Source organism: Chelativorans sp. Marseille-P2723, assembly GCF_902809845.1.
Taxonomy (GTDB): domain Bacteria; phylum Pseudomonadota; class Alphaproteobacteria; order Rhizobiales; family Rhizobiaceae; genus Chelativorans.
Window position 1 is genome coordinate 223388 of the sequence record NZ_CADDWI010000012.1, and the last position, 24945, is coordinate 248332.

The 24945-nt window shown below is 60.2% G+C and carries 22 protein-coding genes, 1 pseudogene and 1 riboswitch; of the genes and pseudogenes, 8 read left to right on the plus strand and 15 right to left on the minus strand.

Annotated features, from left to right (window positions below):
- Positions 1-14: 14 nt before the first annotated feature.
- A complete protein-coding gene (locus tag HUS57_RS11080) occupies positions 15-1550 on the plus strand; it encodes a glucan biosynthesis protein (protein WP_246727845.1) in 1536 nt (511 codons plus the stop codon).
- A gap of 169 nt (positions 1551-1719) precedes the next feature.
- Positions 1720-3522 (plus strand): annotated as a pseudogene (mdoH, locus tag HUS57_RS11085) (glucans biosynthesis glucosyltransferase MdoH); the annotation flags it as partial.
- Positions 3523-3614: 92 nt separating this feature from the next.
- Here mdoH and lysA read toward each other — a convergent pair.
- The 3 genes from lysA to argH are packed head-to-tail and all read right to left on the minus strand — an operon-like array spanning position 3615 to position 6547.
- On the minus strand, positions 3615-4877 hold the full coding sequence (gene lysA, locus HUS57_RS11090) for a diaminopimelate decarboxylase (RefSeq protein ID WP_173933660.1): 1263 nt from the start codon (positions 4875-4877) through the stop codon (positions 3615-3617).
- 15 nt (positions 4878-4892) lie between these two features.
- Entirely contained in the window at positions 4893-5096 is a 204-nt protein-coding gene (locus tag HUS57_RS11095) for a lipoprotein (RefSeq protein WP_173933662.1), read from the minus strand.
- Between the two features lie 29 nt (positions 5097-5125).
- Positions 5126-6547, minus strand: coding sequence for an argininosuccinate lyase (gene argH, locus HUS57_RS11100; protein ID WP_173933665.1), 1422 nt, complete (start codon positions 6545-6547; stop codon positions 5126-5128).
- A gap of 32 nt (positions 6548-6579) precedes the next feature.
- Here argH and HUS57_RS11105 point away from each other — a divergent pair, with 32 nt between their 5' ends.
- The 3 genes from HUS57_RS11105 (at position 6580) to HUS57_RS11115 (ending at position 10072) form a co-directional block, all read left to right on the plus strand.
- Positions 6580-7248 carry a TlpA disulfide reductase family protein gene (locus HUS57_RS11105; protein WP_173933667.1) on the plus strand — a complete coding sequence of 223 codons (669 nt, stop codon included), beginning with the start codon at positions 6580-6582 and terminating at the stop codon, positions 7246-7248.
- Positions 7249-7334: 86 nt separating this feature from the next.
- Entirely contained in the window at positions 7335-7700 is a 366-nt protein-coding gene (locus HUS57_RS11110; protein ID WP_173933668.1) for an MliC family protein, read from the plus strand.
- An 83-nt stretch (positions 7701-7783) separates the two neighbouring features.
- Entirely contained in the window at positions 7784-10072 is a 2289-nt protein-coding gene (locus HUS57_RS11115; RefSeq protein WP_173933670.1) for an acyl-CoA dehydrogenase, read from the plus strand.
- 60 nt (positions 10073-10132) lie between these two features.
- On the opposite strand, the gene HUS57_RS11120 is transcribed toward HUS57_RS11115, so the two are convergent.
- From HUS57_RS11120 to HUS57_RS11145, 6 genes are all read right to left on the minus strand, one after another.
- The gene (locus HUS57_RS11120) at positions 10133-11014 is read right to left on the minus strand and encodes a 3-hydroxybutyryl-CoA dehydrogenase (RefSeq protein ID WP_173933672.1); all 882 of its coding nucleotides are present in this window, start codon (positions 11012-11014) and stop codon (positions 10133-10135) included.
- A gap of 119 nt (positions 11015-11133) precedes the next feature.
- Entirely contained in the window at positions 11134-12063 is a 930-nt protein-coding gene (locus tag HUS57_RS11125) for an electron transfer flavoprotein subunit alpha/FixB family protein (RefSeq protein WP_173933674.1), read from the minus strand.
- 26 nt (positions 12064-12089) lie between these two features.
- On the minus strand, positions 12090-12839 hold the full coding sequence (locus HUS57_RS11130) for an electron transfer flavoprotein subunit beta/FixA family protein (protein WP_173933676.1): 750 nt from the start codon (positions 12837-12839) through the stop codon (positions 12090-12092).
- A 195-nt stretch (positions 12840-13034) separates the two neighbouring features.
- On the minus strand, positions 13035-13748 hold the full coding sequence (locus HUS57_RS11135) for a rhomboid family intramembrane serine protease (RefSeq protein ID WP_173933678.1): 714 nt from the start codon (positions 13746-13748) through the stop codon (positions 13035-13037).
- 27 nt (positions 13749-13775) lie between these two features.
- On the minus strand, positions 13776-14357 hold the full coding sequence (locus HUS57_RS11140; protein ID WP_173933680.1) for a cob(I)yrinic acid a,c-diamide adenosyltransferase: 582 nt from the start codon (positions 14355-14357) through the stop codon (positions 13776-13778).
- Positions 14358-14379: 22 nt separating this feature from the next.
- Complete coding sequence (locus HUS57_RS11145) at positions 14380-14577, minus strand: twin transmembrane helix small protein (RefSeq protein ID WP_173933682.1); 198 nt, start codon at positions 14575-14577, stop codon at positions 14380-14382.
- Positions 14578-14848: 271 nt separating this feature from the next.
- On the opposite strand from HUS57_RS11145, the gene HUS57_RS11150 reads away from it, so the two are divergent.
- Positions 14849-15703 carry a YihY/virulence factor BrkB family protein gene (locus HUS57_RS11150; RefSeq protein WP_173933795.1) on the plus strand — a complete coding sequence of 285 codons (855 nt, stop codon included), beginning with the start codon at positions 14849-14851 and terminating at the stop codon, positions 15701-15703.
- Positions 15704-16034: 331 nt separating this feature from the next.
- On the opposite strand, the gene gluQRS is transcribed toward HUS57_RS11150, so the two are convergent.
- Positions 16035-16919, minus strand: coding sequence for a tRNA glutamyl-Q(34) synthetase GluQRS (gene gluQRS / locus HUS57_RS11155; protein WP_173933684.1), 885 nt, complete (start codon positions 16917-16919; stop codon positions 16035-16037).
- Positions 16920-17152: 233 nt separating this feature from the next.
- Here gluQRS and HUS57_RS11160 point away from each other — a divergent pair, with 233 nt between their 5' ends.
- Positions 17153-17818, plus strand: a complete 666-nt coding sequence (locus HUS57_RS11160; protein WP_173933686.1) for a DNA-3-methyladenine glycosylase 2 family protein — start codon at positions 17153-17155, stop codon at positions 17816-17818.
- 126 nt (positions 17819-17944) lie between these two features.
- On the plus strand, positions 17945-18502 hold the full coding sequence (locus HUS57_RS11165) for an HNH endonuclease (protein ID WP_173933688.1): 558 nt from the start codon (positions 17945-17947) through the stop codon (positions 18500-18502).
- 28 nt (positions 18503-18530) lie between these two features.
- On the opposite strand, the gene HUS57_RS11170 is transcribed toward HUS57_RS11165, so the two are convergent.
- The 5 genes from HUS57_RS11170 to thiB form a co-directional block, all read right to left on the minus strand.
- Positions 18531-19479 (minus strand): IS630 family transposase gene (locus HUS57_RS11170; RefSeq protein ID WP_173931600.1). Its coding sequence is split into 2 segments (ribosomal slippage): positions 18531-19142 and positions 19144-19479, totalling 948 coding nucleotides; the frame shifts between segments, so codons are not numbered across the junction.
- 98 nt (positions 19480-19577) lie between these two features.
- Entirely contained in the window at positions 19578-21065 is a 1488-nt protein-coding gene (locus HUS57_RS11175) for a M48 family metalloprotease (protein ID WP_173933690.1), read from the minus strand.
- A gap of 207 nt (positions 21066-21272) precedes the next feature.
- Complete coding sequence (gene thiQ, locus HUS57_RS11180; RefSeq protein ID WP_173933692.1) at positions 21273-22013, minus strand: thiamine ABC transporter ATP-binding protein; 741 nt, start codon at positions 22011-22013, stop codon at positions 21273-21275.
- Positions 22010-23653 carry a thiamine/thiamine pyrophosphate ABC transporter permease gene (thiP, locus tag HUS57_RS11185; RefSeq protein WP_173933694.1) on the minus strand — a complete coding sequence of 548 codons (1644 nt, stop codon included), beginning with the start codon at positions 23651-23653 and terminating at the stop codon, positions 22010-22012. The genes thiQ and thiP overlap by 4 nt, the downstream gene beginning before the upstream one ends.
- A complete protein-coding gene (gene thiB / locus HUS57_RS11190; protein WP_173933695.1) occupies positions 23629-24633 on the minus strand; it encodes a thiamine ABC transporter substrate binding subunit in 1005 nt (334 codons plus the stop codon). Before thiB ends, thiP begins: the two co-directional genes overlap by 25 nt.
- A 40-nt stretch (positions 24634-24673) precedes the next feature.
- Positions 24674-24788: riboswitch (TPP riboswitch) on the minus strand.
- Positions 24789-24945: the final 157 nt, after the last annotated feature.

Genomic DNA, 24945 nt, shown 5'->3' on the forward strand with positions numbered 1-24945 from the left:
GGACTTCCGCAATTATGAGCTCGCCCTTCGCCCTCGCCCAGCAGCAATCCGGTACCGCGGAGTCGGGTCACTCCCCTAAGGGTGAACCCTTCTCCTTTGATCTCTTGACCACCGCAATGCGGGAAAGGGCAAAGAAGCCGTATCAACCTATCGAAGAAGAGCAGCCGCCACAGGTGGCCGGTCTGTCCTATGACGAGCATCGAGCCATCCGCTTCCTGCCAGAGGAGGCGATATGGCGGGGCCAGGCTCCCTTCGAGCTCCAGGCGTTCCACCCCGGCTGGCTTTTCAAGCAGCCGGTACATTTGTTTGTCGTCGACGATGGCCATGCCGAACCGCTTTTCATAGACAGCAATTCGTTCGAGTACCGTAAGCCGCTGGAGGCTGAAAAATTCGCCGGCGTGGAATTGCCGGGCGTCGCCGGGTTCCGCCTCCACTATCCGCTGAACAACCCGGACGTGATGGACGAACTGATTGCGTTCCTCGGCGCCAGCTATTTCCGCGCACTCGGACGCGGCAATGTCTATGGCCTTTCGGCGCGCGGGCTCGCTGTGAACACGGCCACATCCCTCGGGGAAGAGTTTCCTCGCTTCACGGACTTCTGGATCGAGCGCCCGAGCCGGGAGAACAGGGAGATTAAGGTTTATGCCTCGCTAGACAGCGCCAGCGTCACCGGTGCTTACGCATTCACGATCGCGCCAGGGGCGAACACGGTGATGGAAGTCACCGCACGGCTTTTCCTCCGCAACGACATCGAGCGCCTCGGCATCGCGCCGATGACCTCCATGTTCCTGTTTGCGGAGAACAACCGCAGCGCCTTCGACGACTATCGCGGCAAGGTTCATGACAGCGATGGTTTGAAGGTGGTTCGCCAGAACGGCGAGGAGCTTTGGCGCAGTCTCAACAATCCAAGCGAGTTGGCCAATTCCTTCTTCATCGAGGAGAGTCCCAAAGCTTTCGGACTTTTCCAGCGCGATCGGAACTTCGACCGCTATCAGGATGCGGGCGCAAGTTACGAGAGACGGCCATCCCTCCTGGTCGAGCCTCTGGGAGATTGGGGCAAGGGCGCAATCAATCTTGTGGAGATCCCGACGGAACTGGAAGTGAACGACAACATTGTAGCGTTCTGGATACCGGAGGGTAAAGCAAAGGCGGGGCAGGAGCTTGAGTACCGCTACAGATTGACCTGGGGTGCAATTGGGGAGCCGTCCGACAGGCTCGCCCGCGTCCTGGCGCTTCGTACCGGTGTCGGCGGCACATCCGGAGTGGAGAATCCTGGCGATCTGAGAAAGTTCGTCGTGGATTTCGGAGGCGAGATTCTCGCCCGTTTACCTGAGGCGGGCGAGCCCAGGGCGATCGTCTCCGCAAGCCGGGGGGAAATCGCTCACACTGCGGTCTCGCGCATCGACGCGAACGGAGTGTGGCGGGTTGTGATCGACCTGGTGCCGGAAGGCGACGCACCTATCGAGCTGAGCGGATACCTCACCTTTGAAGATCAGAGACTTTCTGAAACCTGGACCTATCAATGGAGAAGGACCGATGGACGTTCGTGACAAAGACTTCCATAGGCAAGACGTTCTCCGGGAGTGCAGCTTGCCCAGCGCTCCCATGGCCATGCCCGAACAGGCTCTGACGCGTCAGCACCTGCTGCGGAATGCATTCCGGCCGCTGCTACAGTGGCTCATTGCGCGATAATAAGGCGCAGCTTCCTGTGAAAGTAGTTCCATGGTGACGTTGCGTCGCGTATTTTCTCTTCTTCTTGCGCTTATTACAGCAGGGATCGCCAGCTATCTGGCATTCGGCTATTTCCTGTCCGACGGGCTACAATGGCTCGATTTGGCGCGCGTGGTGCTTCTAGCGATCAGTGTCGCCTGGCTCGCCTGGGGGGGGATGCTGGCGCTGAACGGGCTTTTCAATTCGCGGAGAGAAATAGAATGGCAAGAGGCACCGGAGCCTCCTACGGCGCGCACCGCCGTGCTCGTTCCCGTCTATAACGAGGACCCGGCAAAGACCTTCTCCCATGTCGCGGCCATGGCGCAAAGCCTCAGCCGGGCAGGCGCGGGCACGCAGTTCGATTTTGTGATCCTTTCCGACACAACGGACAGCCGCATCGCAGTGGCCGAAGAGTTCTGGCTGGGGCGGCTGAAGGAGGAGATCGGTGACACCTGCCGCCTCTTCTATCGGCGGCGAAACACCAATCCCGGCAAAAAAGCCGGCAACATCGCGGATTTCATCAGGACGTCGGGAGCGCTCTATGACTATCTGATCATGCTTGACGCCGACAGCCTGATGGAAGGTGCGACCATGATCGAGATGGTGCGCCGCATGGAGGTAGACCCGGAGTTGGGGTTATTGCAAACCCTGCCCAAGGTCACACGCGCCCGCTCCTTCTTCGGCCGCGCAATCCAATTCTCCGCCTCCTACTATTCCCCCGTCTACGCAAGCGGCGTAGCGGAGCTGCAGGGCCGCGAAGGGCCTTTCTGGGGCCACAATGCCATCACGCGCACGCGTGCCTTCGCCCAGAGTTGCGGCCTGCCGACACTGCCGGGAAGGCCACCGTTCGGCGGCCATATCCTGAGCCACGATTTTGTCGAGGCAGCGCTTCTTGCCCGGAACGGATGGAAGGTGCGAATCGATCCGGACCTGCGCGGCTCCTATGAGGAGGGACCGGACAATATCATCGACTACGCCAAACGCGACCGGCGCTGGTGCCAGGGTAACCTGCAACACGGCCGCATCATAGCAGCACCTGGCCTGAAGCTCTGGAGCCGCTTCACCTTTGCACAAGGTATCATGGCCTATATCGCCGCACCGCTTTGGGCATTGTTTCTCGTCGCCAGCATCGCCGCTCCGGCCATCAAGGTGCATCCGGACTATTTTCCGGTTCCGGGCCTGCCCGTCTTTCCCCGCGTCGAGCACGCTAATGCGCTGGCTCTGCTTACAGGCGTCTTCGGCCTGTTGATCGGGCCAAAGATACTCATCGTAATCGACGGAGCTTTGAGCGGACGCAACCGCCGCTTTGGCGGCACGATACGATGCCTGCTTGACATGTTCGTAGAGATCGCCTGCACCAGCATCCTTGCACCTATCATGATGCTCTTCCAGAGCCGCGCAGTGTGCCAGGTTATGACGGGAGCAGACGCGGGGTGGCCGGCGGCAAATCGAGAGGCGGGGCGGGTAACCTTATCGGAAGCGTGGGCGGCAAGCTGGTGGATCGTCGTGGTCGGCCTCGTGACCGTAGGGGCGGCCTACCGCTTCGCTCCCGATTATTTGTTTTGGGTCATGCTTGTGGCAGGGCCGCAGATTGCTGCCCCCCTCCTCATCAGTGCTTCGTCGCTCACGGGCAGCAAGTTCGGGCAACTCAAGCTTTTCGCGACTCCGGAAGAACTGACGCCGACGCCCGTGATGCAGGCACAGCAGGCCATCCTGACTCGCTGGCGCTCTGGCGCCGAGATGCAACCGGTTCACACGGTGCTCGAAGTGCCGAAACTTCGCGAGCCTTCGAAAATCAGGGCTAAGCGATGAAAATGCGTCTGGCCTGCCGCCCTGTTTCCGAGCAGACACCACCAGACATTTCCAGGAGTGAAAACCTGAACTGGCTTTAAGTCGTTGTCTTGTCAGAGCCAGTCTGGGATGGAATCGAGCCCGATCAGATCCTCAAAGGTCGGACGCGGACGCACTATATGGAAGCGATCATCCCTGACCAGCACTTCCGGCACCAGCAGCCGCGAGTTGTAGGTGCCCGCCTGCACTGCGCCATAGGCTCCTGCTGTTGCCACCGCGATAAGGTCGCCGGATGCCATTTGCGGCAAGTTGCGATCCAGAGCCAGGAAGTCTCCCGTCTCGCAGACTGGACCGACCACGTCCACCTTCATCCGGGGGACGTCGGGGCGCGGTTCGCGAACCGCCCAGATTGCATGGTAGGCATCGTAGAGCGTAGGCCGGATCAGGTCGTTCATCGCCGCATCGACGATCAGAAAGTTCTTTGCCTCGCCTTCTTTCACGAACAGGACCTGCGAGACCAGAATCCCCGCGTTCGCGGCGATCAGCCGCCCGGGCTCAAAGATGACCTTGAGGCCAAGCCGCGAAATATGCCGGCGCACGATGGCAGCGTAATCCTTCGGCAGCGGCGGCTCCTCGTCCTCGCGATAAGGCACTCCCAAACCGCCTCCCAGATCGACATGGCTGATCGTGTGCCCGTCCTTGCGCAGGATGTCTGTCAATTCAGAAAGCAGTGAGAACGCCTGATCGAAAGGCTGAAGCTCCGTGATCTGGCTACCAATATGCATGTCGATCCCGGTAACCTTGAGGCCGGGAAGCGACGCCGCGCGTGCATAAGCCATCCGCGCATCCTTCCACGGAATGCCGAACTTGTTTTCGGCCTTGCCTGTGGAGATCTTCTTGTGCGTTCGCGCATCGACGTCCGGGTTGATGCGCAGAGAGACCGGCGCAGTTATGCCGGTCGCCTGGGCGCGCGCCGAAAGGAGTTCAAGTTCCGGCAGGGATTCAACGTTGAAGCACAGGATTCCGGCTGAAAGAGCGAAATCCATTTCCCGCGCCGTTTTTCCCACACCGGAAAAGAGGATCTTCTCCGCCGGTATGCCTGCAGCAAGGCCACGGCGCAATTCTCCCTCGGAGACAACATCGGCACCCGCGCCAAGATTGCCAAGCGTCTTCAGAACCGCCTGGTTCGAGTTTGCCTTCATCGCGTAGCAGACCAGGGCATCGAGCTCTTCGAACGCCTCTGCGAAGACATGGTAGTGCCTGGTCAGTGTGGTGGTGGAATAGCAGTAGAACGGGGTTCCAACGACGGCCGCGATCTGCGGGATCGGAACGTCCTCGGCATGCAGAATGCCGTCACGATACTCAAAGTGGTTCACGGTTAAGAGGCTTTCCTAAATCAGCCGGTCGAGGATGAACGGCCTGTCCCGCACCGGAGGCTGCGGCTCGGGCGGCAGCGGCTCGTCGTTTCGTTCCGCTTCTTCCCGCGCCTCTACGGCTGCCTGATAGGGAGTATCAAGCGGTCCCTTGCGCCCGCAAGCGGCAAGCCCCACGGTAAGGCAAAGGAGAATAAGAGGCACGGTCTTTTGCACGTTCATCTCTCGCTTCGAAAAGTTCCGTCAGCGTTCTAGACGTTTTTGCCAGCCGCTGCATCCCGTTTCAGCCGCTTGCGCCAGGCGCGGATCTGCCGGCGTACCTGAGCAGGCGCGGTTCCCCCGTAAGAATCACGGCTCCTGACCGAGTTCGCGACGGAAAGGACAGAATAGACCTCATCGGTAATGGCCGGGTGAATGGCCTGCAATGCCTCCAGCGGCAGCTTCTCCAGCCCGCAGCGCCTCTCCTCGGCGAGAGCCACCACCTTGCCAGTCACGTGATGCGCCTCACGGAACGGCAAGCCTGCCTCGCGCACCAGCCAATCGGCAAGATCGGTCGCGGTGGAAAAGCCCACGCCGGCCGCCTTCTTCATCGCACCGGCGTTCACTTCCATGTCGCCTACCATGCCGGTCATGGCAGCAAGCATCAGGTCGAGTGTTTCGGCTACATCGAAAACCGCTTCCTTGTCTTCCTGCATGTCCTTGGAATAGGCGAGCGGCAAGCCCTTCATTACGGTAAGCAGGCCGATCAGATGTCCATTGATCCGGCCCGTCTTGGCGCGGATGAGTTCCGCAGCATCCGGGTTCTTTTTCTGGGGCATGATGGAGGAACCTGTTGAGAACGCATCGGACAGACGAATGAAGCCGAATTGCGGCGTGGACCAGATGACAATCTCTTCGGCCAGGCGCGACAGATGCGTGCCGCAGATCGCCGCGACAGAAAGAAATTCGAGCGCAAAATCCCTGTCGGAGACAGTATCGATGGAATTGCGCGTCGGCTCACGGAAGCCGAGTGTCTTGGCCGTCATATGCCGGTCGATCGGAAAGCCGGTACCAGCAAGCGCGGCTGCGCCCAAAGGGCATTCGTCCAACCTCTCGATGGCAGCGCGCACCCTTGTGCGATCCCTGCCAAACATCTCCACATAGGCCATCAGGTGGTGACCGAATGTGACGGGCTGGGCAGTTTGCAGATGGGTGAAGCCGGGCATGACGGACGACGCGTGTTCCTCAGCGCGGGTGAGAAACGCATTAATGAGACGGCCAAGCGCGGCATCCACCCGCTGAAGCTCCTCCTTGACCCACAGGCGGAAGTCGAGCGCAACCTGATCGTTGCGTGAGCGGGCGGTGTGCAGCCGGCCCGCGGCCGGCCCGATCAACTCGGCGAGCCGCGCCTCGATGTTCATGTGTATGTCCTCAAGCCGGGTGGAGAACTCGAAGGTTCCGGCTTCGATCTCTGACAGGATCGTGTTCAGTCCGTCAGCAATCTTTTGTTCGTCCTCGGCCGAAATTATGCCAGTTTTTGCCAACATGGCCGCGTGGGCAAGACTGCCGCGGATGTCCTGGGCGTAAAGCTTCCTGTCGAAGCCGATGGATGCGTTGATCGCCTCCATGATGGCGTCGGGACCTGAGGCAAAACGTCCGCCCCACATGCGGTTGCTGGCTTTTTCTTGGCTCATCGTGATATCCGGGCGCTGGATTGGTAAGAAGTATGCCGAAGGTGAAGAGTAGCTTTCCCGCGTTTCGTCTGGTCGCGCTTTCCGCAGTCGCAGGCATTATCGCCGGGGTGATCGCCCTATACGTGATGGGCGGGCCAGATGGCAACATCCTGGCGGATTCGGGCGACAGTGCAGCATGCACTGCGAAGGCGGAAAAGGTCGCCGCGATCGAGCCTTTTATCAAAGGAGAGGTCGCGGCAATGCTGCCTGCCGACCCTCCGCGCCTTCTGTCTGATCTTGGCTTCAGCGGCCCTGACGGCGCCTCCCTCACCCTGGAAGACCTTGGGGGTAAGACGCTGCTCGTCAACCTCTGGGCGACATGGTGTGCGCCTTGTCGCGAAGAAATGCCCGCGCTCGATACCCTGCAGGAGGAGCTGGGCTCGGACCTTTTTGAGGTTGCCGCCATCAATATCGACCGGGGTGACGATGAAAAGCCCAAAGCATTTCTCAACGAGATCGGCGTCCAGTCCCTTGCCTTTTATCGCGACAGTTCAACCGCCATCTTTAACGAACTGAAGACGCGCGGGCTCGCGCTCGGGTTGCCCGTCACCCTTCTTCTGGACGAGGATGGCTGCCTCCTTGCACACATGAACGGACCGGCAGAGTGGTCGAGCGAGGATGCGCAAAATCTTGTGCAGGCTTCCCTGCCTGACGGGAGCTGACGCTTCAGCCGGCTCCGGACAATTGGCTCCTGGCGCGCTACAGCTATACTCTCACGAAGGGGAGAGGCCCACTTCGGAGACTTAATATGCGCGTGTTTGCCCATTCCATGGTTTCAGGTTTCGCTCTCGGCGCCTTCATGGCTACTGCTGACGCGCAGATCACCATCGAATGGCCGCAGGAGGGCGACATCGAGGTGGAGGAAATCCACATCGGTTATGACTGCGGCGGCAAGCCGCTTGATGTCGCCTATATCAATGCGGGGCCGGTCTCTCTTGCCGTCCTTGTCTATGAAGACGAACCCATGGTGGCCGCTAACGTGATCGCTGCCTCCGGCGCGCGCTACGCAAGCGGCCGCTTCATATGGTGGACGAAAGGCGGGGACGCCTTTCTTTATGACGTGACCCATGGCGAGGATGCCGCTCCGATAATGGAGTGCCGGCGGAAGAACTGATCAGCAAGGTCATTCGCACGCGGGCGGAACCGGCTCGCCGGCGGTGACTTTGCTGGTATAGTAGAAACCGAGGAGCCAAAGTCATGGATTTCCGCGCCTTTCGACGCGAATACGTCACCGCGCCGGTCTTCAAGTGGGCGTCAGGCATCATGCCGCCCATTTCGGAAACGGAGCGCGAGGCCATCGATGCAGGCACGGTCTGGTGGGATGGCGCGCTGTTTACGGGCAATCCGGACTGGAACGAACTTCTCTCCTTGCCACCGGCAAGACTTTCGCCGGAAGAACAAGCGTTCATGGGCGGCCCTGTGCGCGAACTCTGCGCTATGGTGGATGACTGGACGCTCAATTTCCGCGACCGGGACCTGGCTAAATCCGTGTGGGATTTCATGCGGAAGGAAAGGTTCTTCGGCATGATCATTCCGAAGAAATATGGCGGTCTCGGCTTTTCCAACTACGCCCATTCGGAAGTGGTGCGCACCGTCTCATCCGCAAGCGTGGTGGCGGGGGTGACAATCATGGTGCCAAATTCGCTGGGGCCTGGCGAACTGCTCATGCATTTCGGCACAGACGAGCAGAGGGACTACTGGCTGCCCCGGCTGGCGGATGGCCGGGACATCCCCTGCTTCGGCCTCACCTCGCCCCATGCCGGCTCCGATGCGGCGGCGATGACCGACACGGGCGTTGTGGAGTACGGAACCTGGAACGGAAAGAAAACACTCGGCATAAGGCTCAACTTCCACAAGCGCTACATCACGCTTGGGCCGGTCGCCACCGTGATGGGGCTCGCATTCAAGATGCTGGACCCGGAAAATCATCTTGGCCGCGGAAGCGACCTTGGGATTACCGTGGCCCTGCTGCCGACCAGTACCCCTGGCGTCAGCCTTGGGGAGCGGCATATCCCGCTCTTTACCTACTTCCAGAATGGCCCGCTCTACGGCAAGGACGTCTTCGTGCCGCTTGATCACATAATTGGCGGCGAGGCGCAGATCGGACAGGGATGGAAGATGCTGATGACCGCACTGGCCGCCGGACGCAGCATTTCCCTACCCTCTCAATCGGCATCTTCGGCCGCGATGGCAGCGCGGGTGAGCGGCGCCTATGCGCGGATACGCACGCAGTTCAATGCTCCCATCGGGTTATTTGAGGGCGTTCAGGAGCCGCTGGCCGAGATAGCCGCCAACGCCTATCTGGTGGACGCGGCAAGACGGCTGACGCTTGCCGCACTCGATCAGGGTCATCGCCCATCCGTTCTTGGTGCCATCATGAAGTATCACGCGACGGAGCGCATGCGCCGCTCGCTGAACCATGCAATGGACATCCATGGTGGCAAGGGCATCATCGAGGGGCCGCGCAACTATCTGGCAGCGGGGTACCGCGCCGTGCCCATTGGCATCACGGTGGAAGGTGCGAATATCCTCACCCGCAATCTGATGATTTTCGGGCAGGGCGCCATACGCTCGCATCCTTTTATGCTGGAGGAATTGCTCGCCCTTGCCGACGAAGACAGGGAGCGCGGGCTTGCGGCTTTTGACGAGACGTTCTGGAAACACATAGGCCATGCGCTGAAAAACGCCTGCCGCACTTTCTTGCGAGGCTGGTCGGGCGGCCTTGTAGGCCCATCGCCGCGCGGTACCGCAATGCCGCGCTACTGGAGAAAGCTCTCCCGCCACTCCGCTGCCTTTGCCATGACCGCCGACCTGGCGCTTTTGACGCTCGGCGGATCGCTTAAGCGCAAGGAGATGATCTCTGCTCGCCTCGGCGACATTCTGGCTGAGCTCTACCTGCTTGGGGCCGTGCTCAAGCGCTTCGAGGACGAAGGACGGCAGGCGGAGGACCGGCCAATAGTCGATTATCTCATGCAGCAGGGAGAGAGCCGGATGGCAACGGCCTTCCGCGGCGTGTTTGACAATCTGCCGGCGCGCTGGGCCGCGTGGCTGGCGCGGCTCGTGGCGTTCCCGTTCGGTGTGCCCGATCCCGCTCCTTCGGATCGGCTTATCAGCCCGCTTGCAGAAGTCCTGATGAAACCGTCGGCCCAGCGTGACCGGCTGACACCTGGCCTCTATCTGGGCGAGGGCCATGACGAGCATCCGGTGCGGGATCTCGAAGCCGCTTTCCGGCTTGTGACCGAGGCTGCCCCCGCCGAGAAGAAGATGCGAGAGGCACGCATCCGCTACCTGGAAGAAGCGGCGCGGAAAGGAATCATCTCCACGGAGGAGCATGACCTTCTTACGCGCGCGACCGAAGCCGTGGAAACGGCGATTGCGGTCGATGCCTTCCCCATGGAGGAACTCTCACCGACTGCCGATCAGCATGGGCGCAAGGAGCCACCCATCAGGAGCCGCGGAATGCGGCAAGCCCAGCCGGCGAAATAGCCGTACCAATTTGAAACGACGGTCCCTGCCCTAGATCTCGGACAGGCACCCTGCCGCCCTCTACCGCGTCGGGACTGGCGGATTCTCGCGATAATCGTAGAAGCCACGGCCCGTCTTGCGTCCCAGCCACCCCGCCTCGACATATTTCACGAGCAGCGGACAGGGCCGGTACTTCGAGTCTGCAAGCCCCTCATAGAGGACCTGCATGATCGAAAGGCAGGTGTCGAGGCCGATGAAGTCGGCAAGCTGTAGCGGCCCCATCGGATGGTTGGCGCCGAGCTTCATTGCCGTATCAATTGCCTCAACAGAGCCAACGCCTTCATAAAGGGTGTAAATTGCCTCGTTGATCATCGGCAGAAGAATGCGGTTGACGATGAAGGCCGGAAAGTCCTCGGCCACGGTGATCGTCTTGTCGAGGCTTTCAACGAATGCGCGTGCACTCTCGAAGGTCGAATCTTCCGTGGCAATGCCGCGCACCAGTTCGACGAGCTTCATGACCGGAACCGGATTCATGAAGTGAATGCCGATGAAACGTTCCGGCCTGTCGGTCTGGGCGGCCAGCCTCGTGATGGAGATCGAGGATGTATTGGTAGCGACCAGCGCTTCAGGATTGAGAATGGGGCATAGCTGCGCAAAAATCTTGCGCTTTACCGACTCGTCCTCGGTCGCCGCCTCGATGACGAGATCGACTTCCGCCAGGTCTTCCATGCTGCTGGCCGGCAAGATGCGCCCGAGGCTCTCCTGGCGCGTGCTCTCGTTGAGCTTGCCCGAAGAGACCTGCCGCGCCATGTTGCCGCTGATGGTCGCGATGCCAGCCTCGATACGCTCGCCGGACACGTCATAAAGTTTGACCTGATAGCCGGCAAGCGCCGCGACATGAGCAATACCGCTGCCCATTTGGCCCGCGCCAATGACACCCACTGTCTTGATGTTGCCCGTCATGCCTGTCCCGTCGCGGAGCCGAACCTCTCCGCCCTCTGTTATGGTGCGCCGCAAAATAAAGGGGCGGGATAGTCCCGTCTACCCCGCCCTGCAAGATTGTGCATGCGCTGAAACGTTTGTCAAAGCGCCTTTTCTAGCTCAGGCAGCACCGTGAAGAGGTCGGCTACAAGACCGTAGTCGGCAACCTGGAAAATCGGTGCCTCCTCGTCCTTGTTGATGGCAACGATGACCTTCGAATCCTTCATGCCGGCCAGATGCTGGATAGCGCCGGATATGCCGGCGGCGATGTATAGATCAGGCGCCACAACCTTGCCCGTCTGGCCTACCTGCCAGTCGTTCGGCGCGTAACCGGCATCCACTGCCGCGCGGCTGGCGCCTACTGCCGCTCCCAGCTTGTCCGCCAGCGGCAGGAGTACCTCCTGAAACTTCTCTGCCGAACCGAGCGCTCTGCCACCGGAAATAATGATCCGCGCGGAGGTGAGCTCCGGACGATCGCTCGCGGCAATCCTGTTCTCCACAAAAGTGGAAAGACCCGGATCCGCCGCTGCCGCGACCGTTTCCACGGAAGCGGAACCGCCCTCGCCAGCAGCCTGAAAAGAGGCGGTGCGCACGGTAATCACACGCTTCGGATCGGTGGATTCCACTGTCTGGATCGCGTTGCCGGCATAGATCGGCCGTTTGAAGGTCGTTGCGTTCACCACCTCGATGATGTCGGAAACCTGCATCACGTCAAGCAGAGCCGCGACGCGAGGCAGCACGTTCTTGCCCGTCGTCGTCGCAGGCGCGACGATTGTGTCGTAACTGTCCGCCAACGCGATGATGGTGGCGGCGAAAGGTTCCGCAAGACGTTCGGCAAGTGCCGGGCTCTCGGCGAGGAGCACCTTGCGCACGCCCGCCAGCCTGGCTGCCGCGTCGGCCGCGGCTTTCGCTTCCTGACCCGCAACGAGAATATCGATGTCGGAGCCGATCTTCTGTGCCGCTGAAAGAGCCTTGGCCGTCTGGTCGGAGAGCGCGTTGTTATCGTGTTCGGCGATGAGGAGAATTGCCATCTCTTCCCGTCCTTTCCTGCTGCGGCCTAAAGTACGCCAGCTTCGTTCTTGAGCTTGTCGACGAGCTCGGCCACGGAACCGACCTTGATGCCTGCCTTGCGGCCGGCGGGCTCCTCGGTTTTCAGGACCTTAAGCCGTGTCTTCACCTCGACGCCGTAATCGGCAGAGGTCTTCTCGTCGAGCGGCTTCTTCTTGGCCTTCATGATGTTGGGCAACGAGGCATAGCGGGGTTCGTTAAGCCTCAAGTCCGTCGTCACGATGGCCGGCAGCTTCAGTTCGACCACCTGCAGACCGCCGTCCACTTCGCGTGTCACCGACACAGTTCCATCGCCGATCACCACCTCGGAGGCGAAGGTGCCCTGCGCCCAGCCGAGAAGAGCGGCCAGCATCTGACCTGTCTGGTTCGAGTCGTCGTCAATAGCTTGCTTTCCGAGAATGACGAGGCCGGGCTTTTCTTCCTCGGCCACGCCCTTCAGGATCTTCGCGACATCGAGCGGCTCTACCGGCTCGTCCGATTTGACGAGGATAGCACGGTCAGCACCCATGGCGAGGGCTGTGCGCAGCGTCTCCTGCGCTTGTGCCGGGCCGATCGACACAACCACGATCTCCTCGACTTTGCCGGCCTCCTTAAGGCGAATCGCCTCTTCGACTGCAATTTCGTCGAACGGGTTCATCGCCATCTTAACATTTGCAAGTTCGACGCCAGAACCATCCGCCTTTACGCGCGGCTTGACATTCGCGTCGATCACACGCTTCACAGGTACAATGACCTTCATGCGTAACACCCCTTCACTTCCGCTCCCCGGATAAGCGGGCAATCGCGCCGGCTGCCATTCTCGTCATGCGGCAGAAAATCAGACAGCGAGCCCGCCCGCGCTGCGAGCCGGCGGGACCGTAGTTAGGCTTGACCCGCGCGTCAATACGATCAGTACACATGGTACGATTTACGCAGCAGGGCGTTATGTCGCGGCCTAGTCTAGTCTTGCTGCCTTTGGCGTGACGAGGTTCCGGTCGAAGAGCGGCACGCCGGGCCTTCGCAGAAACACGACAAGGACCGCCCCCGCAACGATGCCGCCGATATGGGCCGCCCATGAAACCTGATCCTCAGGAAAGGCGAGGAACATAACGAATTGTGTGCTTATCCACAGCGCCAGCGCAATATATGCTGGCATGCGTAGCGGGATGCGGGCGAAGGCCAGAACCCAAAGCTTTACGCGGGGGTGCAGGATTAGATAGGCGCTGATAAGACCAGCGACCGCGCCGGAAGCTCCGATAAGGGGCGACTGCGAATCTGGCAGTGTAATACCATGAAAGGCAGCTCCCGCCGCCGCGCAGGCAAGGTAGAAAACAAGAAAACGGAAGTGGCCGACGGCGTCCTCGACATTATCGCCAAATACCCAAAGAAACAGCATGTTGCCGCCCAGGTGCAGAATGTCGCCGTGAATGAAGGCGTAGGTGAAGTAGGTCAGCGGCCATGGCACCAGTTCGAGCTCCGGCGGGAGCATGGCAAGCTCGTTGGCCACAGAGGGGATGTAGCCCAGGCTTATCGCGGCAAGCTGCGTGAACTGCATTCCGCCCATCGAGGTCGTAAGCCAGACACCGATGTTCAGGGCAATGATGGCGAGCGTCACATATTGCAGCCTGATATGGCGCAGGTGGTTGGCGTCGTGGATTGGTATGAACACTGAATTTTCTCAGCCAAAGCCCGCCCTTCAGCGGTATTGGCCCGGCACCCAGAGCACATCCCTAGCGCCATTGTCATTAAGGACTCTGGCTGCAACGAAGAGAAAATCGGAAAGCCGGTTGACATAGCGAACCACCTCGGCGCCGACGGTTTCCTCCGGCCTGCTGGCGAGTCCCACGATCAGCCGCTCCGCCCTTCGCGTCACCGTACGGGCAAGGTGAAGGGCGGCAGCGGCAGGAGACCCTCCGGGCAAGACAAAGGAGGTGAGCGGCGCCAGGTCGGCGTTGAGCATGTCGATTTCCTTTTCCAGCCGCTCCACCTGCGAAGCTATGATCCGCAGGGCACCCGCACCGCCTTTCCTGCTTTCTTCCAGAGTGGCAAGATCGGCGCCGAGATCGAACAGATCGTTCTGGATCCGTTTAAGCATGGCGTCGATTTCGGGATGCGCTTCTGCGGTATGCACGCGGGCCATCCCGATGCACGCGCTCGCCTCGTCTATGGTGCCATAGGCGGCAACGCGAAGATCGCTCTTCTTGCGACGCTCGCCGCCCGTAAGGCCCGTCGTGCCATCGTCGCCGGTCCGCGTGTAAATCTTGTTGATCTTGACCATCGGCGCACCCTCCCCGGCGTCTTCAATTGCCTGACTGGCTATACCACATTGCCAGAACGATCAGCACGATCGCGACGAATTGCAAGACCACTCGGGCTTGCATCAGCTTGTTCGAGGTATTGCCCGAGCCGCCGCGCAACATGTTGATAAGCCCCCGTATGAGAACGAAGACCACAGCGACCATGACAGCGACTGCGAAAAGATTGAAGACGGTCGACATGGGCTCTGCTTTCGCTGAAAGGTTTGATGTGTAAGGAAGGCGAATTACTGCCAGACCGGGGAGGTTCCTGTTAGCAGCGCTGTTCTAGGCATTCCCTCCCCCACCGGCAAGCCGCCAGATAGCTCAGATGATCGAAACGGTGAAGTGACGTGGTGGAGAAAAAGTCGGCATATAACGGCAAATCAATGTTTCAGCGCCACGACTTCCCCCGCGACTTGCCTATAGGCGCAAGGGGTTCACATTCTCTGCACCCAGAAAGCGGAAAGGAACCATAGTGCGAAAATGGGTGGTGCTGAGGCGGATCGCCGCGGATGCGTTCGGCCACTTCAATGCCGATGATGGCTGGGCCATGGCGAGCCATGTGGCTGTTAGCGCCATCATGGCGCTCTTCCCCTTCCTCATTTTCGCCACGGCTCTGGCAAGTTTTCTCGGTGCCGACGCCTTCGCCGATACGGCTGTCCACATCGTCTTCGACACCTGGCCCAAGGAGATTGCCGAGCCCATCGCCGCCGAAGTGGTGAACGTGCTGAGCGTGAGGCGGGGTGGAGTTCTCACCTTTGGGGTATTGGTTGCCGCCTTCTTCGCCTCGAACGGAGTTGAAGCGGTGCGCGCATCGCTCAACCGGGCCTATCGGGTGGAGGAGAACCGGCCTTTCGTCTTCCTGCGGCTTCAGAGCCTGGCTTTCGTGCTGATCGCGACGTTCGGCTTCCTGGCCATCAGCCTGCTTCTGGTGATAGCCCCGGTCGTGGCTGGAATCGCAGTTTCACGCCTTGATTGGCTCGAACCATATATGGGCACCATCAATCTGTGGCGATATGTGATCGCTTTCGTGGTTCTGGTGCTTTCGCTTGTCGTCGTTCACATTTGGCTGCCGGCGGGGCGCCGGACATTGAGGGACATTCTGCCGGGGATCGTCTTCACCTTGCTCGGCTGGTTCGCAGGTTCCAGCGTCTTTGCCGCCTATCTTTCCCGTTTCAGCAGCTATGCCAACACTTATGCGGGGCTCGCCTCGATCATGATCGCCGTGATGTTTCTCTACATCATCTCTGCCATCTTCATCCTGGGCGGCGAAATCAATGCGGCGATCATGCGCTACCGTAAAGCCAGGCGCGGCATCCGCACCTGAACACACTTCGCCAGGAGTCAAAACGCTGTTTTGCTAGCGAATTTCCATCCGTGTCGTTTTCTGGTCGCTTCTCCTTCGCGCTGAACACCATCCTCAAGGGATCTGGTTTCTGGGCCGGCGAGAAACGGCGCAGGCGTAACATGCGGGTTCTTCCATCTACGCAGGCAACCGTTAGCAGCCATCTACGAGGGCAATCTTTACGGTGCGCGCTTCGGCCTCGAGGGCGTTCTCGTGGAAATTGCCGGCGGCTTCATCCTGCTCTGGTTGTCCTTTGAAAGAGCACTTAATTGGATGGTCTGGTGAGTGAAGGAAGGTAAACACCTTTCTCTATTCAGGGGATTCCCAGCCCCACCATCCGGGCTATGTCGCGCGGCTCGGCCCCTGCCGCCCGCAAGGCGGCAATGCTCGTGTCGCCCTGACTTTTCGACAATTTCCGTCCACTCGCATCAAGGATGAGCGCGTGGTGGTGGTATCGCGGCACCGGCAGCCCCAGAAGCTCCTGCAACAGGCGATGAACGGCGGTGACCTGGAACAGGTCGCGCCCGCGGACCACATGGGTAATGCCTTGCAGCGCATCGTCCACCACCACGGCCAGATGGTAGCTTGCGGGCAGATCCCTGCGCGCGATTACCACGTCGCCCCAAAGTTCCGGCTGCGCGATGACGAGCCCGGTCTCGCCCTTCGAACCGCTCCCGCTTTCCTCCCATGCCAGATTTCGGCCGGCATGGGAGCAGGCGGCTGCCATGTCGATGCGCCAGGCAAATGGCTCCCCCTCCGCCATCCGACGACGGCGCTCCGCCGTTGAGCGCTGCCGGTCCACCGGCGGGAACAGAGGCGCATCCTCGGGGTCACGTGGCCATGGCACCCCTTTGGCCTCGCAATCAGAAATATACGCGCGCACCTCGCCCCTGGTCATGAAGGAGGGATAGACGATCTCGGCATCGATCAGATTCTGGAGCGCCTCGGCATAGTCATCGAAATGTTCCGACTGGCGGCGCACCGGCTCTTCCCACTCGATGCCAAGCCAGGAAAGGTCGCGGTAAATGCCCTCCTCCAAATAACGAGAGCAGCGAGCAATATCGATGTCCTCGATGCGTAGCAGGAAACGCCCTTCCTCGGCTTGGGCCATTGAGAAATTGAGTAATGCCGAATAGGCGTGCCCCAAATGAAGGGGACCGTTTGAGCTTGGTGCGAAGCGCAGGACAGGTACCGTCATGCGTACCCGCTTGCTGCCCTCATCTGTGCACTACCAATTCGGCGTACGATGGGGATCATGTCTCGCTGTTCGAGCATCGGATATACTGAAACCCGGAATCTGCTTTTTTGTCCAGTACCTGCAACGAGGCGTGCTCCATTCGGAAGCACAAGGGACGTTGAAAGCTGGATCATCAGAGACGCCTTCTTAATAGGGTTCTTGGTTTCCCGCCGGATGCTGTGTAGGTTTCCCCGATGGATCCCCAATGGAAAGCGCCCGACCGGATCGAAACGCCAGAGGATATATTGCGCGGGCTCGAAGCCCTCCTTGCACTGGATGGGCGGCTAAGACCCGTACGCGACATTGCTGGACCGATCCCGTTACGGCGCAACGCGCCCGGCTTCGCCAGTCTTGCCTCGATCATCGCCTCCCAGCAGATCTCGCGGGCCAGCGCGGTTGCCATCTTTGGCCGGCTCAGCCAGCTCGTCGATCCGCTGACGCCGGAGGGACTTTTATCAGGAGGCGAGGCGGTTATGATACGCGCCGGCCTTTCGCGCGCGAAACGGACCACCCTTATATCGCTTGCCACCGTCCTTGCTGACGGGACGCTCGACCTTGATGAACTGTCCCTGAAACCGGCCGATGATGCGCTTGCCGCACTGACCGCCCTGCCCGGTATCGGTCCCTGGACGGCTCAGGTCTATCTTCTGGTATCCGCTGGCCATGCCGACATTTTTCCTGCGGGCGATGTCGCACTGCAGGCGGCGGTGGCCCATGCTTTCGGACTCCCATCGCGTCCGGCGATGAAGAGTTTGGCCCTCATGGCCGAATCATGGGCTCCCTGGCGTTCCGTTGCCGCGCGGCTATTCTGGGCGTATTATCGACAGATCAGGGGCGCAGAAGCAGCGCCTGCGGCATAAATCCTGCAGTATCGCTGAGCTCTTTTACGCTCTGGCTGTAGAAAAAGGATAGCTGCTTCACATTTTTGTCGTCACCTGCTTACAGTATTCGCACTGATCGATCTGTCGACTAGGAGCTTCAAAGACGTGACGATCGCTGTTTCACCGGACGGCCTGCCCGCTCTGGTGCTGAATGCAGATTATAGGCCGCTCAGTTACTATCCCCTGTCGCTTTGGTCGTGGCAGGACGCCATAAAGGCCGTGTTTCTCGAACGGGTGAATATTGTCGCCGAGTATGAAGAGACTGTCTCCTCGCCCTCCTTCACCATGCGGGTGCCAAGCGTCATCAGTCTGAAGACCTATGTGAAACCATCGCGCTATCCTGCCTTCACCCGTTTCAACGTCTTTCTGCGGGACCGCTTTCATTGCCAATATTGCGGGTCAAGGGAGGAATTGACCTTCGACCATGTCGTGCCGCGCCGGCATGGTGGCGTGACATCATGGGAAAACGTCGTAGCAGCCTGCTCGCCCTGCAATCTTAAAAAGGGCGGTTTGATGCCCGCGCAGGCGAAGATGTGGCCACAGCAGAAGCCGTACCGCCCCACCGTGCACGACCTTCATAACAATGGGCGGCTTTTCCCGCCCAATTATCTGCATGAAAGCTGGATGGACTTTCTATACTGGGACGTCGAACTGGAGCCCTGAGCCCACTTACACGACGCCCTAGAGTCTTTCATGTTTTGACGGAAGCGTATCCGGCGTTTGCGAGGTAGTTTGCGCATTCGCCGGGTTCGATGGTTGAGACGAGGTGCCCGATGTGACGCCATGTGTCCTCGACGGTTCGTTTCTGGGCATGGCGCATCCAGTGCTTGATCTTGGCAAAGGCCTGTTCGATCGGGTTGAGGTCTGGTGAATAGGGCGGCAGGAACCAGAGCCTGGCGCCGGCCGCCCGGATTGAAGCTCGGACGGTGGCCGACTTGTGGGAACCCAAATTGTCCATAACGACGATGTCGCCGGGTTTGAGGACCGGCACGAGCTGCTGCTCAACATAGGCCCGGAAGCACTGTCCGTTGATTGGTCCGTCAAAGACGCAAGGTGCTGTCAGCCCATCGCAGCGCAGCGCGCCCACGAAGGTCAGCGTGCGCCAGTGACCGTGCGGGGCAAAGCCGCGCAGGCGCTTGCCGCGTGGTCCCCAGCCGCGCAGGGGCGCCATGTTGGTCTTGATCCAGGTTTCGTCGATAAAAACCAGCCGGTGCGGGTCAAGGCTCGCCTGAAAGGAACGCCAGCGCTGACGCCTGCGCGCTATGTCGGCCCGCGCCTGCTCAAGGGCGAACAGTGTTTTTTTTGAACCGAAGCCCCTCGCGCTGCAGAAACTGCCACACGGCATTGTGCGACACCTTCACCCCGCGCGCAGCCAGTTCATCCTTGAGCCGGTGCAGCGACAAATGCGGCACCTGATTGATGCGCTCGACGATGAACGCCCGGTGCGGCTCGAGCACCCGCTTTCGGTGGCCGCCCATCTTGCCCGGCGCGACCGAGCCCGTCGCACGATAACGTTGATGCCACTTCACCACCGAAGAAACCGAGACACCGAACCGGGCGGCCGTCGACCGGCAACTCTCCCCGGCCTCGATCGCTCCAATCACGCGCTTGCGAAGATCATTGGAAAGAGGTGCTGTCATAAGATGCTGGCCTCCTCTCCAGCCAACATCTTGAATCACAAAAAGGACCCGATGGGAACCCCAACCGATTCAGACAAAGAATGAACCGCTCTAGATTGTTACCTGTCGGTAATGATCTTGACCTTATCGCCCGCGGAAAGCGTGGAGCCGGGTCCGAGTGAATTGATGAGACGGAAAAGCTCCAGCTTGCGCTCGACGCCGATCATCTGGTTTGCAAAGGTTGCAACTGTCTCACCCGGGCGCACGGTAACCACGCGGATTCTTAGCGGCCGCAGGGAAGCGGCCTCCTGGCGGTCGAGCACGCGGAAGCTGTTCGAGATGGAGCGGGCAATCTCGTCCAGACGCGTGCTCTCGCGGGGCGCGCCGGTAAGCAGCCGGTATACCCGATCAGCAACCCGGATCACGGTGACATCGAACTCCCAGTCTTCAGTATAGGCACGCGCTTTAGCGGCATCACGCCCGTTGATGGTGGTTGCTCGAATCGAACCGCTGTCGATCCCGCCTATCCAACCGCTGCGTAGATAGGTGGTAAGCGGGACCGAATGGGGGACCGTCGCGCCGTCGAAGCGGAAGGCAAGCTGGTCCGGTCCCTCGGCCACCACCTCGCCAGCCGAGTTGTCGATGACGAATTCTGGCGGAACGGTGAAGGCGATACCCAACGTCGGGTGCAGAAAATCGCGCCCACGGACATAGCCCTGGCTTGGCTTGTCACCATAGATCAGCCCGTCTACGCCTTCCAGGAAGACATCACGGTCGCGCGTGCCGAACCCGGGAGGGCCGAACTGGCGGGCGTGGCGCTGGGCCAGTTCTATGCGGCGCGGCGCATTCGGATGACTTGCAAGAAAATCAAGCGTAGGATCGCTGTCGCCACTGACGCGGTGAAAGCTTTGATAGGCATCCATCGATCGCAGGAAGCGCGATGCGGCGTACGGATCGTAGTCCACGCTGCCGATGGTGCGGATCCCGATCGCATCCGCTTCCAGTTCCTGGTTGCGGGAAAATTGCGCAAGCTGCAACCTGCCGCGCACAACCGCAGCACGCGCGGCGCTGTCGCCGCTTACCACCTCGTCAACAACACGCGACGCCAGCGTCGCCTCTGCCTCGCGCTTTTGCCGCTCCAGCCCATGATTTGCCGTCACATGTGCCATCTCGTGCGCGAGAACTGCTGCAATCTCGGCGGAATCATTGGCAAGAGCAAGAATACCCCGTGTGATATAGAGATATCCTCCCGGCAGCGCGAAAGCGTTGATTGCAGGCGTGTCCAGAATGGTGATGCGATAGGTCTGGGAAGGGGTATCAGGCGCCTGCGAAAGCTTGCCCACTATCCGCGCCAGCATACGCTCGACCTTAGGATCCGAGTACTCACCCCCATAGGTCTGCAAGATTTTCGGATGCTGGCGCCGCGCCAGATTCGCCATCGAATCAGTGCGCATCACCGTGTCCACAATTACAGGGTTGGCCGAGGGCCTCAAGCCGGTGTCGTTGACTTCCAGCGTGTTGCAACCAGCCAGGACAAGGCACAACAGGCCAGGCAATACGGCCTTGAAGGATAAGGCATTGTCCTTGCAGGTTTTGGACTCAGTCATTTGCTCGTGTCCAGGCAGGAAGTACACCTTTCTTTGCAGGCGGCTGGAAACTCCTTCCTGCCGGACCTAGCCATAGTCTGCGTTACAAGACAAGAATGTGCCCGCCCAACCTTCCGCCGCAAGATTGCAAATACGGTAAGTGCCGCAAAATAGATACAGAATCATACCGGCAATTGTGGCGGAACGTGGCCGAACGGGTGCTAGCGGCTAGCGCAGAGCCTGTCGCGCGCCGAGATATTGCTTGAATGCGGCGGGACCATGCCCCGAAAGGAACTCCTTTGTAGAGCCGACCACAGCAATGGTGCCGTCTTCAATGAAGGCGAGCCTTCCGGAGATCCTGCCAGCATCGCTCGGGTCGTGAGTAGCCATCAGGATCGTCATGCGCTGCTCATCATGCAGGCGCGCTATAAGTTCCAGCATTTCATCGCGCAGGGCAGGGCCGAGCGAGGCGAGCGGTTCGTCAAGAAGGAGTATGGGTTGCCGCCTAACCAACACCCGAGCGAGCGCCACCCGCTGACGTTCACCGCCTGAGAGCGCGCGCGGCAGCCGTTCGCCTTTGTCCAAAAGCCCGGTGCGGGACAGCGCTTCCCGAACGGCATCACGGTCGGCTCTGGAAAGCCTCAAGGAGGGTGAGCGGCCAAGCCCGACATTCTGCTCCACCGTCAGATGGGCGAAAAGGTTGTTTTCCTGGAAGATCATCGAAACGGGGCGGCGGTGCGGCAGCACCATGGTCACATTCCTGCCGCCGATCAGGATGCGCCCCAGGGAAGGCTGCTCAAAACCGGCCACCAGATTAAGCAACGTGGACTTGCCCGACCCGCTAGGACCCATGAGGGCAACAATTTCTGACGCGCCGACGGACAGGTCGAAACGCATTTGCGCTCCGCCGGGATATGAAAAGATGACGTTTTCGAGCCTCAGTTCCGCCCCGCCAAGGCTGCCTGTCATCGTGCACTCTCCGACCCTTGCCGCCCAAGGCGAGCCACCAAAAACATCAGCCCGAGACAAATAAGCCCCAGGAACAGCGCCAGCCCGGCGGCATCGGCCGTACGGTAGCTCCCCATGCGCTGCAGCAGCAGATAAGGCAAGGTCTGCACCCTATCACTGCCGAATAGCGCTATTACGCCAAGATCTCCCAGAGACAAGGCCATTGCAAAGGCAAAGCCCACTGCGGCGGGCCGCTTCAGTGACGGCCAGTCGACCAGGCGAAGCCGGTTCCAGCCAGAAATGCCAAGGGACACGCAGAGCGTTTCGTGCCGGGCGCTGGCCGCATCATAGGCGGGCCGGATTGCCCGAACGGCAAAGGGCATTGCCATCACCGCGTTCACTGTCACCACCATGACGGGCGCGAGGGCGAAGACATTTCCGAAACGGCGCAGGAGAATGAACCAGCCCGCGCCGATCACGACAGGCGGCACAATCAGCACCAAGGCAGCGCCGGTATCCATGAGTTGCTCCAGAATGCGTGGCTTGCCTCCGCGCCTCGCAAGCTCCAGCGCCCTGCGCGCCATCACGAGCGCAGTGGAAAGCACGATGCAGAGAAAGGCCGCCAGCGCCGCCAGATAAAGGCTGGTGAACGTTGCTGCACGCACCGTGCGCTCTCCTGCCAGCCTCGACAGGTCAGCCGTGAGCCCCGCCATCACGGTGGCTGCCATGGGGCCGGCGACGAAGAGAAGGGCGGCGATGATGATCGCCGTGTTGATCACGCGCTCCCCTCGCCCCGGAACCAGTTGTCTGTGCGGCGCCACCGGCAGGCTGGCGTCGGCCGTCATGGATGCCCCAAGCCGTGTAAGCACGATGACAATGGTGGCAGTGAGAGCGACCTGTACCAGTGTCAACGTTACGGCGCGCGCGGGATCGAAGTCAAAGCGCAAGGCCTGATATATTGCCACTTCGAGGGTGGTTGCGCGCGGGCCTCCGCCCAGGATGAGCACAATGGTAAAGGACGTCGCGCAGAGCATGAAGACAAGCCCAGCAATGCCTGGCAAGACAGCGCGGGCCACCGGCCATTCTATAAAGCGGAAGGATGCAAGCGGGCCCATGCCAAGCTGCGCCGAAAGCCGCCACTGGTCTGCGGGCACCGTCTCCAGTGCGGCAAGAAACAGGCGTGCAGCGAGCGGAAGATTGAAAAAGACGTGGGCGACAAGAATGCCGGACAGGCCATAAATACCCGGCCAGGTCTCTTCCGAGAAGGCTTGGAAGAGAGGCGCGAAGTAGCCCGCCCTGCCGTAGAGAGCTAAAACGCCCAACGCAGCAACGATGGCAGGCAGTGCCAAAGGCACGGCGAAGAGCTGCAATATCAGCCCGCGCCCCGGAAACCGGGGGTGTCGTGCTAGCGCGCGAGCAACGAGGATTGCCGGCACTACAGAGAGGATAGTGGAAAGCGCTGCTTGCCAGAGGGTGAACCGTGCGACCCTCAGCAGATAGGCATCGAATCCGGCAAAAGCTCCCTCGAAGGAGCGGACCGCCTCATGGCCCAGCCCGGCGAATGCCCCCCCGATAAGAATGCTGATCGCCGCCAGCGCAAGCACGCCGGCGCCGATCCTCCTGCTGCCCAACGCTGTTAACGACTCATCACCGACAGCCACTCGTCTACCCAGGCCCTGCGGTTCTCGGCCACCTCCTCGGCGGGCAGAAGCAGCGTCTTTTCAGGCTTGATCAGTTCGTCAAATGCTGAATGCAGCGGACCAGAGGTCCTGCCGGCTGGAAACATCCAATTCGTCTCGGGAATCTCATCCTGAAATCCCGGACCGGTCATGAAGGACAGAAACTGGGCGGCAAGCTCGTTGTCGCGCGCTTTCGCGGTGCGGGCGGCAAGCTCAACCTGAAGGTAATGCCCTTCGGCAAAGGCAGCGGCCCGGTAACGATCCGTATCCTCGGCGATGAGGTGATATGCCGGCGAGGTGGTATAGGAAAGCACCATCGGCACCTCTCCGCTGGTAAAAAGCCCATAGGCTTCGCTCCAGCCGGGCGTAACCGTAAGCACCTTGTCCTTAAGCCCCGACCAGGCCGTCGCCGCGTCATCGCCATAGACGACCTTCACCCATAAAAGCAGCCCCAACCCAGGAGTGGACGTGCGTGGATCCTGGATGGCAATTTTCAGCTCGCTCTCCGCCTCCACCAACTCCCTAAGGCTTTGTGGCGGCGTCTTTATCGCCTCCGAATCATAGACGAAAGCAAAATAGCCGTAGTCATAGGGAACGAAAATATCATCATCAAAGCCACCGGGGACATCGACATCTTTGAGGTCAATGCCATGTGGTACAAAAAGGCCGCTTTCCCTGGCCTCGTGCATCAGGTTCGTATCAAGCCCCAGAACAATATCGGCCTGCGTATCCTCACCTTCGAGCCGCAGTCGGTTAAGCAGCGCCACACCATCGGCAACTGCGACAAACTCCAGATCGCATCCGCATTCGGCTTCGAAAGCTCGCTCAACCGCCGGGCCTGGGCCCCATTCGGCTGTAAAGCTGTCATAAGTGTAGACGGTGAGCTTTTCCTGCGCGAGCACGGACGCTGGCAGCAGAACCATTGAAAAGGCAATGGAAGTAATCAGCTTGCTTGAGCGCATCGATGCCTCCTCTCGTTAAGCTTGCGGGAAGAGGCGTCTGAATAATTCAGCGTCTAATCCCTCCGCCGGTACAAACCGGATCAGGTTCATCGGGTTAGCGGAAAGCCGCCTCTCAGCCAGACTGCCTTGCGGCAGCGGCACCCCGTTAGAGCAGTTGAAACATAAGCCGCACCCTCAGCGGACGCAAGTGGCTGCCGTGGTTAATCAGGGTGACCCTTACCGCCGTTGCTCCGAACAGCTAAAATTTGAGCGACGCGGTAAAATAAATCTTCGTGAGGGCACCGCTATGATGCGCCTATGGGGGGCAGAGCC

What these genes read in the sequence shown, in the direction of transcription:
- HUS57_RS11105 (WP_173933667.1), top strand. Translation starts at nt 6,580, where the DNA reads ATGCCGAAGGTGAAGAGTAGCTTTCCCGCGTTTCGTCTGGTCGCGCTT.
- HUS57_RS11140 (WP_173933680.1), bottom strand. Translation starts at nt 14,357, where the DNA reads ATGGTCAAGATCAACAAGATTTACACGCGGACCGGCGACGATGGCACG.
- HUS57_RS11125 (WP_173933674.1), bottom strand. Translation starts at nt 12,063, where the DNA reads ATGGCAATTCTCCTCATCGCCGAACACGATAACAACGCGCTCTCCGAC.
- thiB (WP_173933695.1), bottom strand. Translation starts at nt 24,633, where the DNA reads ATGCGCTCAAGCAAGCTGATTACTTCCATTGCCTTTTCAATGGTTCTG.
- thiQ (WP_173933692.1), bottom strand. Translation starts at nt 22,013, where the DNA reads ATGACAGGCAGCCTTGGCGGGGCGGAACTGAGGCTCGAAAACGTCATC.
- HUS57_RS11115 (WP_173933670.1), top strand. Translation starts at nt 7,784, where the DNA reads ATGGATTTCCGCGCCTTTCGACGCGAATACGTCACCGCGCCGGTCTTC.
- argH (WP_173933665.1), bottom strand. Translation starts at nt 6,547, where the DNA reads ATGAGCCAAGAAAAAGCCAGCAACCGCATGTGGGGCGGACGTTTTGCC.
- HUS57_RS11080 (WP_246727845.1), top strand. Translation starts at nt 15, where the DNA reads ATGAGCTCGCCCTTCGCCCTCGCCCAGCAGCAATCCGGTACCGCGGAG.
- HUS57_RS11175 (WP_173933690.1), bottom strand. Translation starts at nt 21,065, where the DNA reads ATGACTGAGTCCAAAACCTGCAAGGACAATGCCTTATCCTTCAAGGCC.
- HUS57_RS11130 (WP_173933676.1), bottom strand. Translation starts at nt 12,839, where the DNA reads ATGAAGGTCATTGTACCTGTGAAGCGTGTGATCGACGCGAATGTCAAG.
- gluQRS (WP_173933684.1), bottom strand. Translation starts at nt 16,919, where the DNA reads ATGACGGTACCTGTCCTGCGCTTCGCACCAAGCTCAAACGGTCCCCTT.
- HUS57_RS11120 (WP_173933672.1), bottom strand. Translation starts at nt 11,014, where the DNA reads ATGACGGGCAACATCAAGACAGTGGGTGTCATTGGCGCGGGCCAAATG.
- HUS57_RS11110 (WP_173933668.1), top strand. Translation starts at nt 7,335, where the DNA reads ATGCGCGTGTTTGCCCATTCCATGGTTTCAGGTTTCGCTCTCGGCGCC.
- HUS57_RS11145 (WP_173933682.1), bottom strand. Translation starts at nt 14,577, where the DNA reads ATGTCGACCGTCTTCAATCTTTTCGCAGTCGCTGTCATGGTCGCTGTG.
- HUS57_RS11160 (WP_173933686.1), top strand. Translation starts at nt 17,153, where the DNA reads ATGGATCCCCAATGGAAAGCGCCCGACCGGATCGAAACGCCAGAGGAT.
- HUS57_RS11095 (WP_173933662.1), bottom strand. Translation starts at nt 5,096, where the DNA reads ATGAACGTGCAAAAGACCGTGCCTCTTATTCTCCTTTGCCTTACCGTG.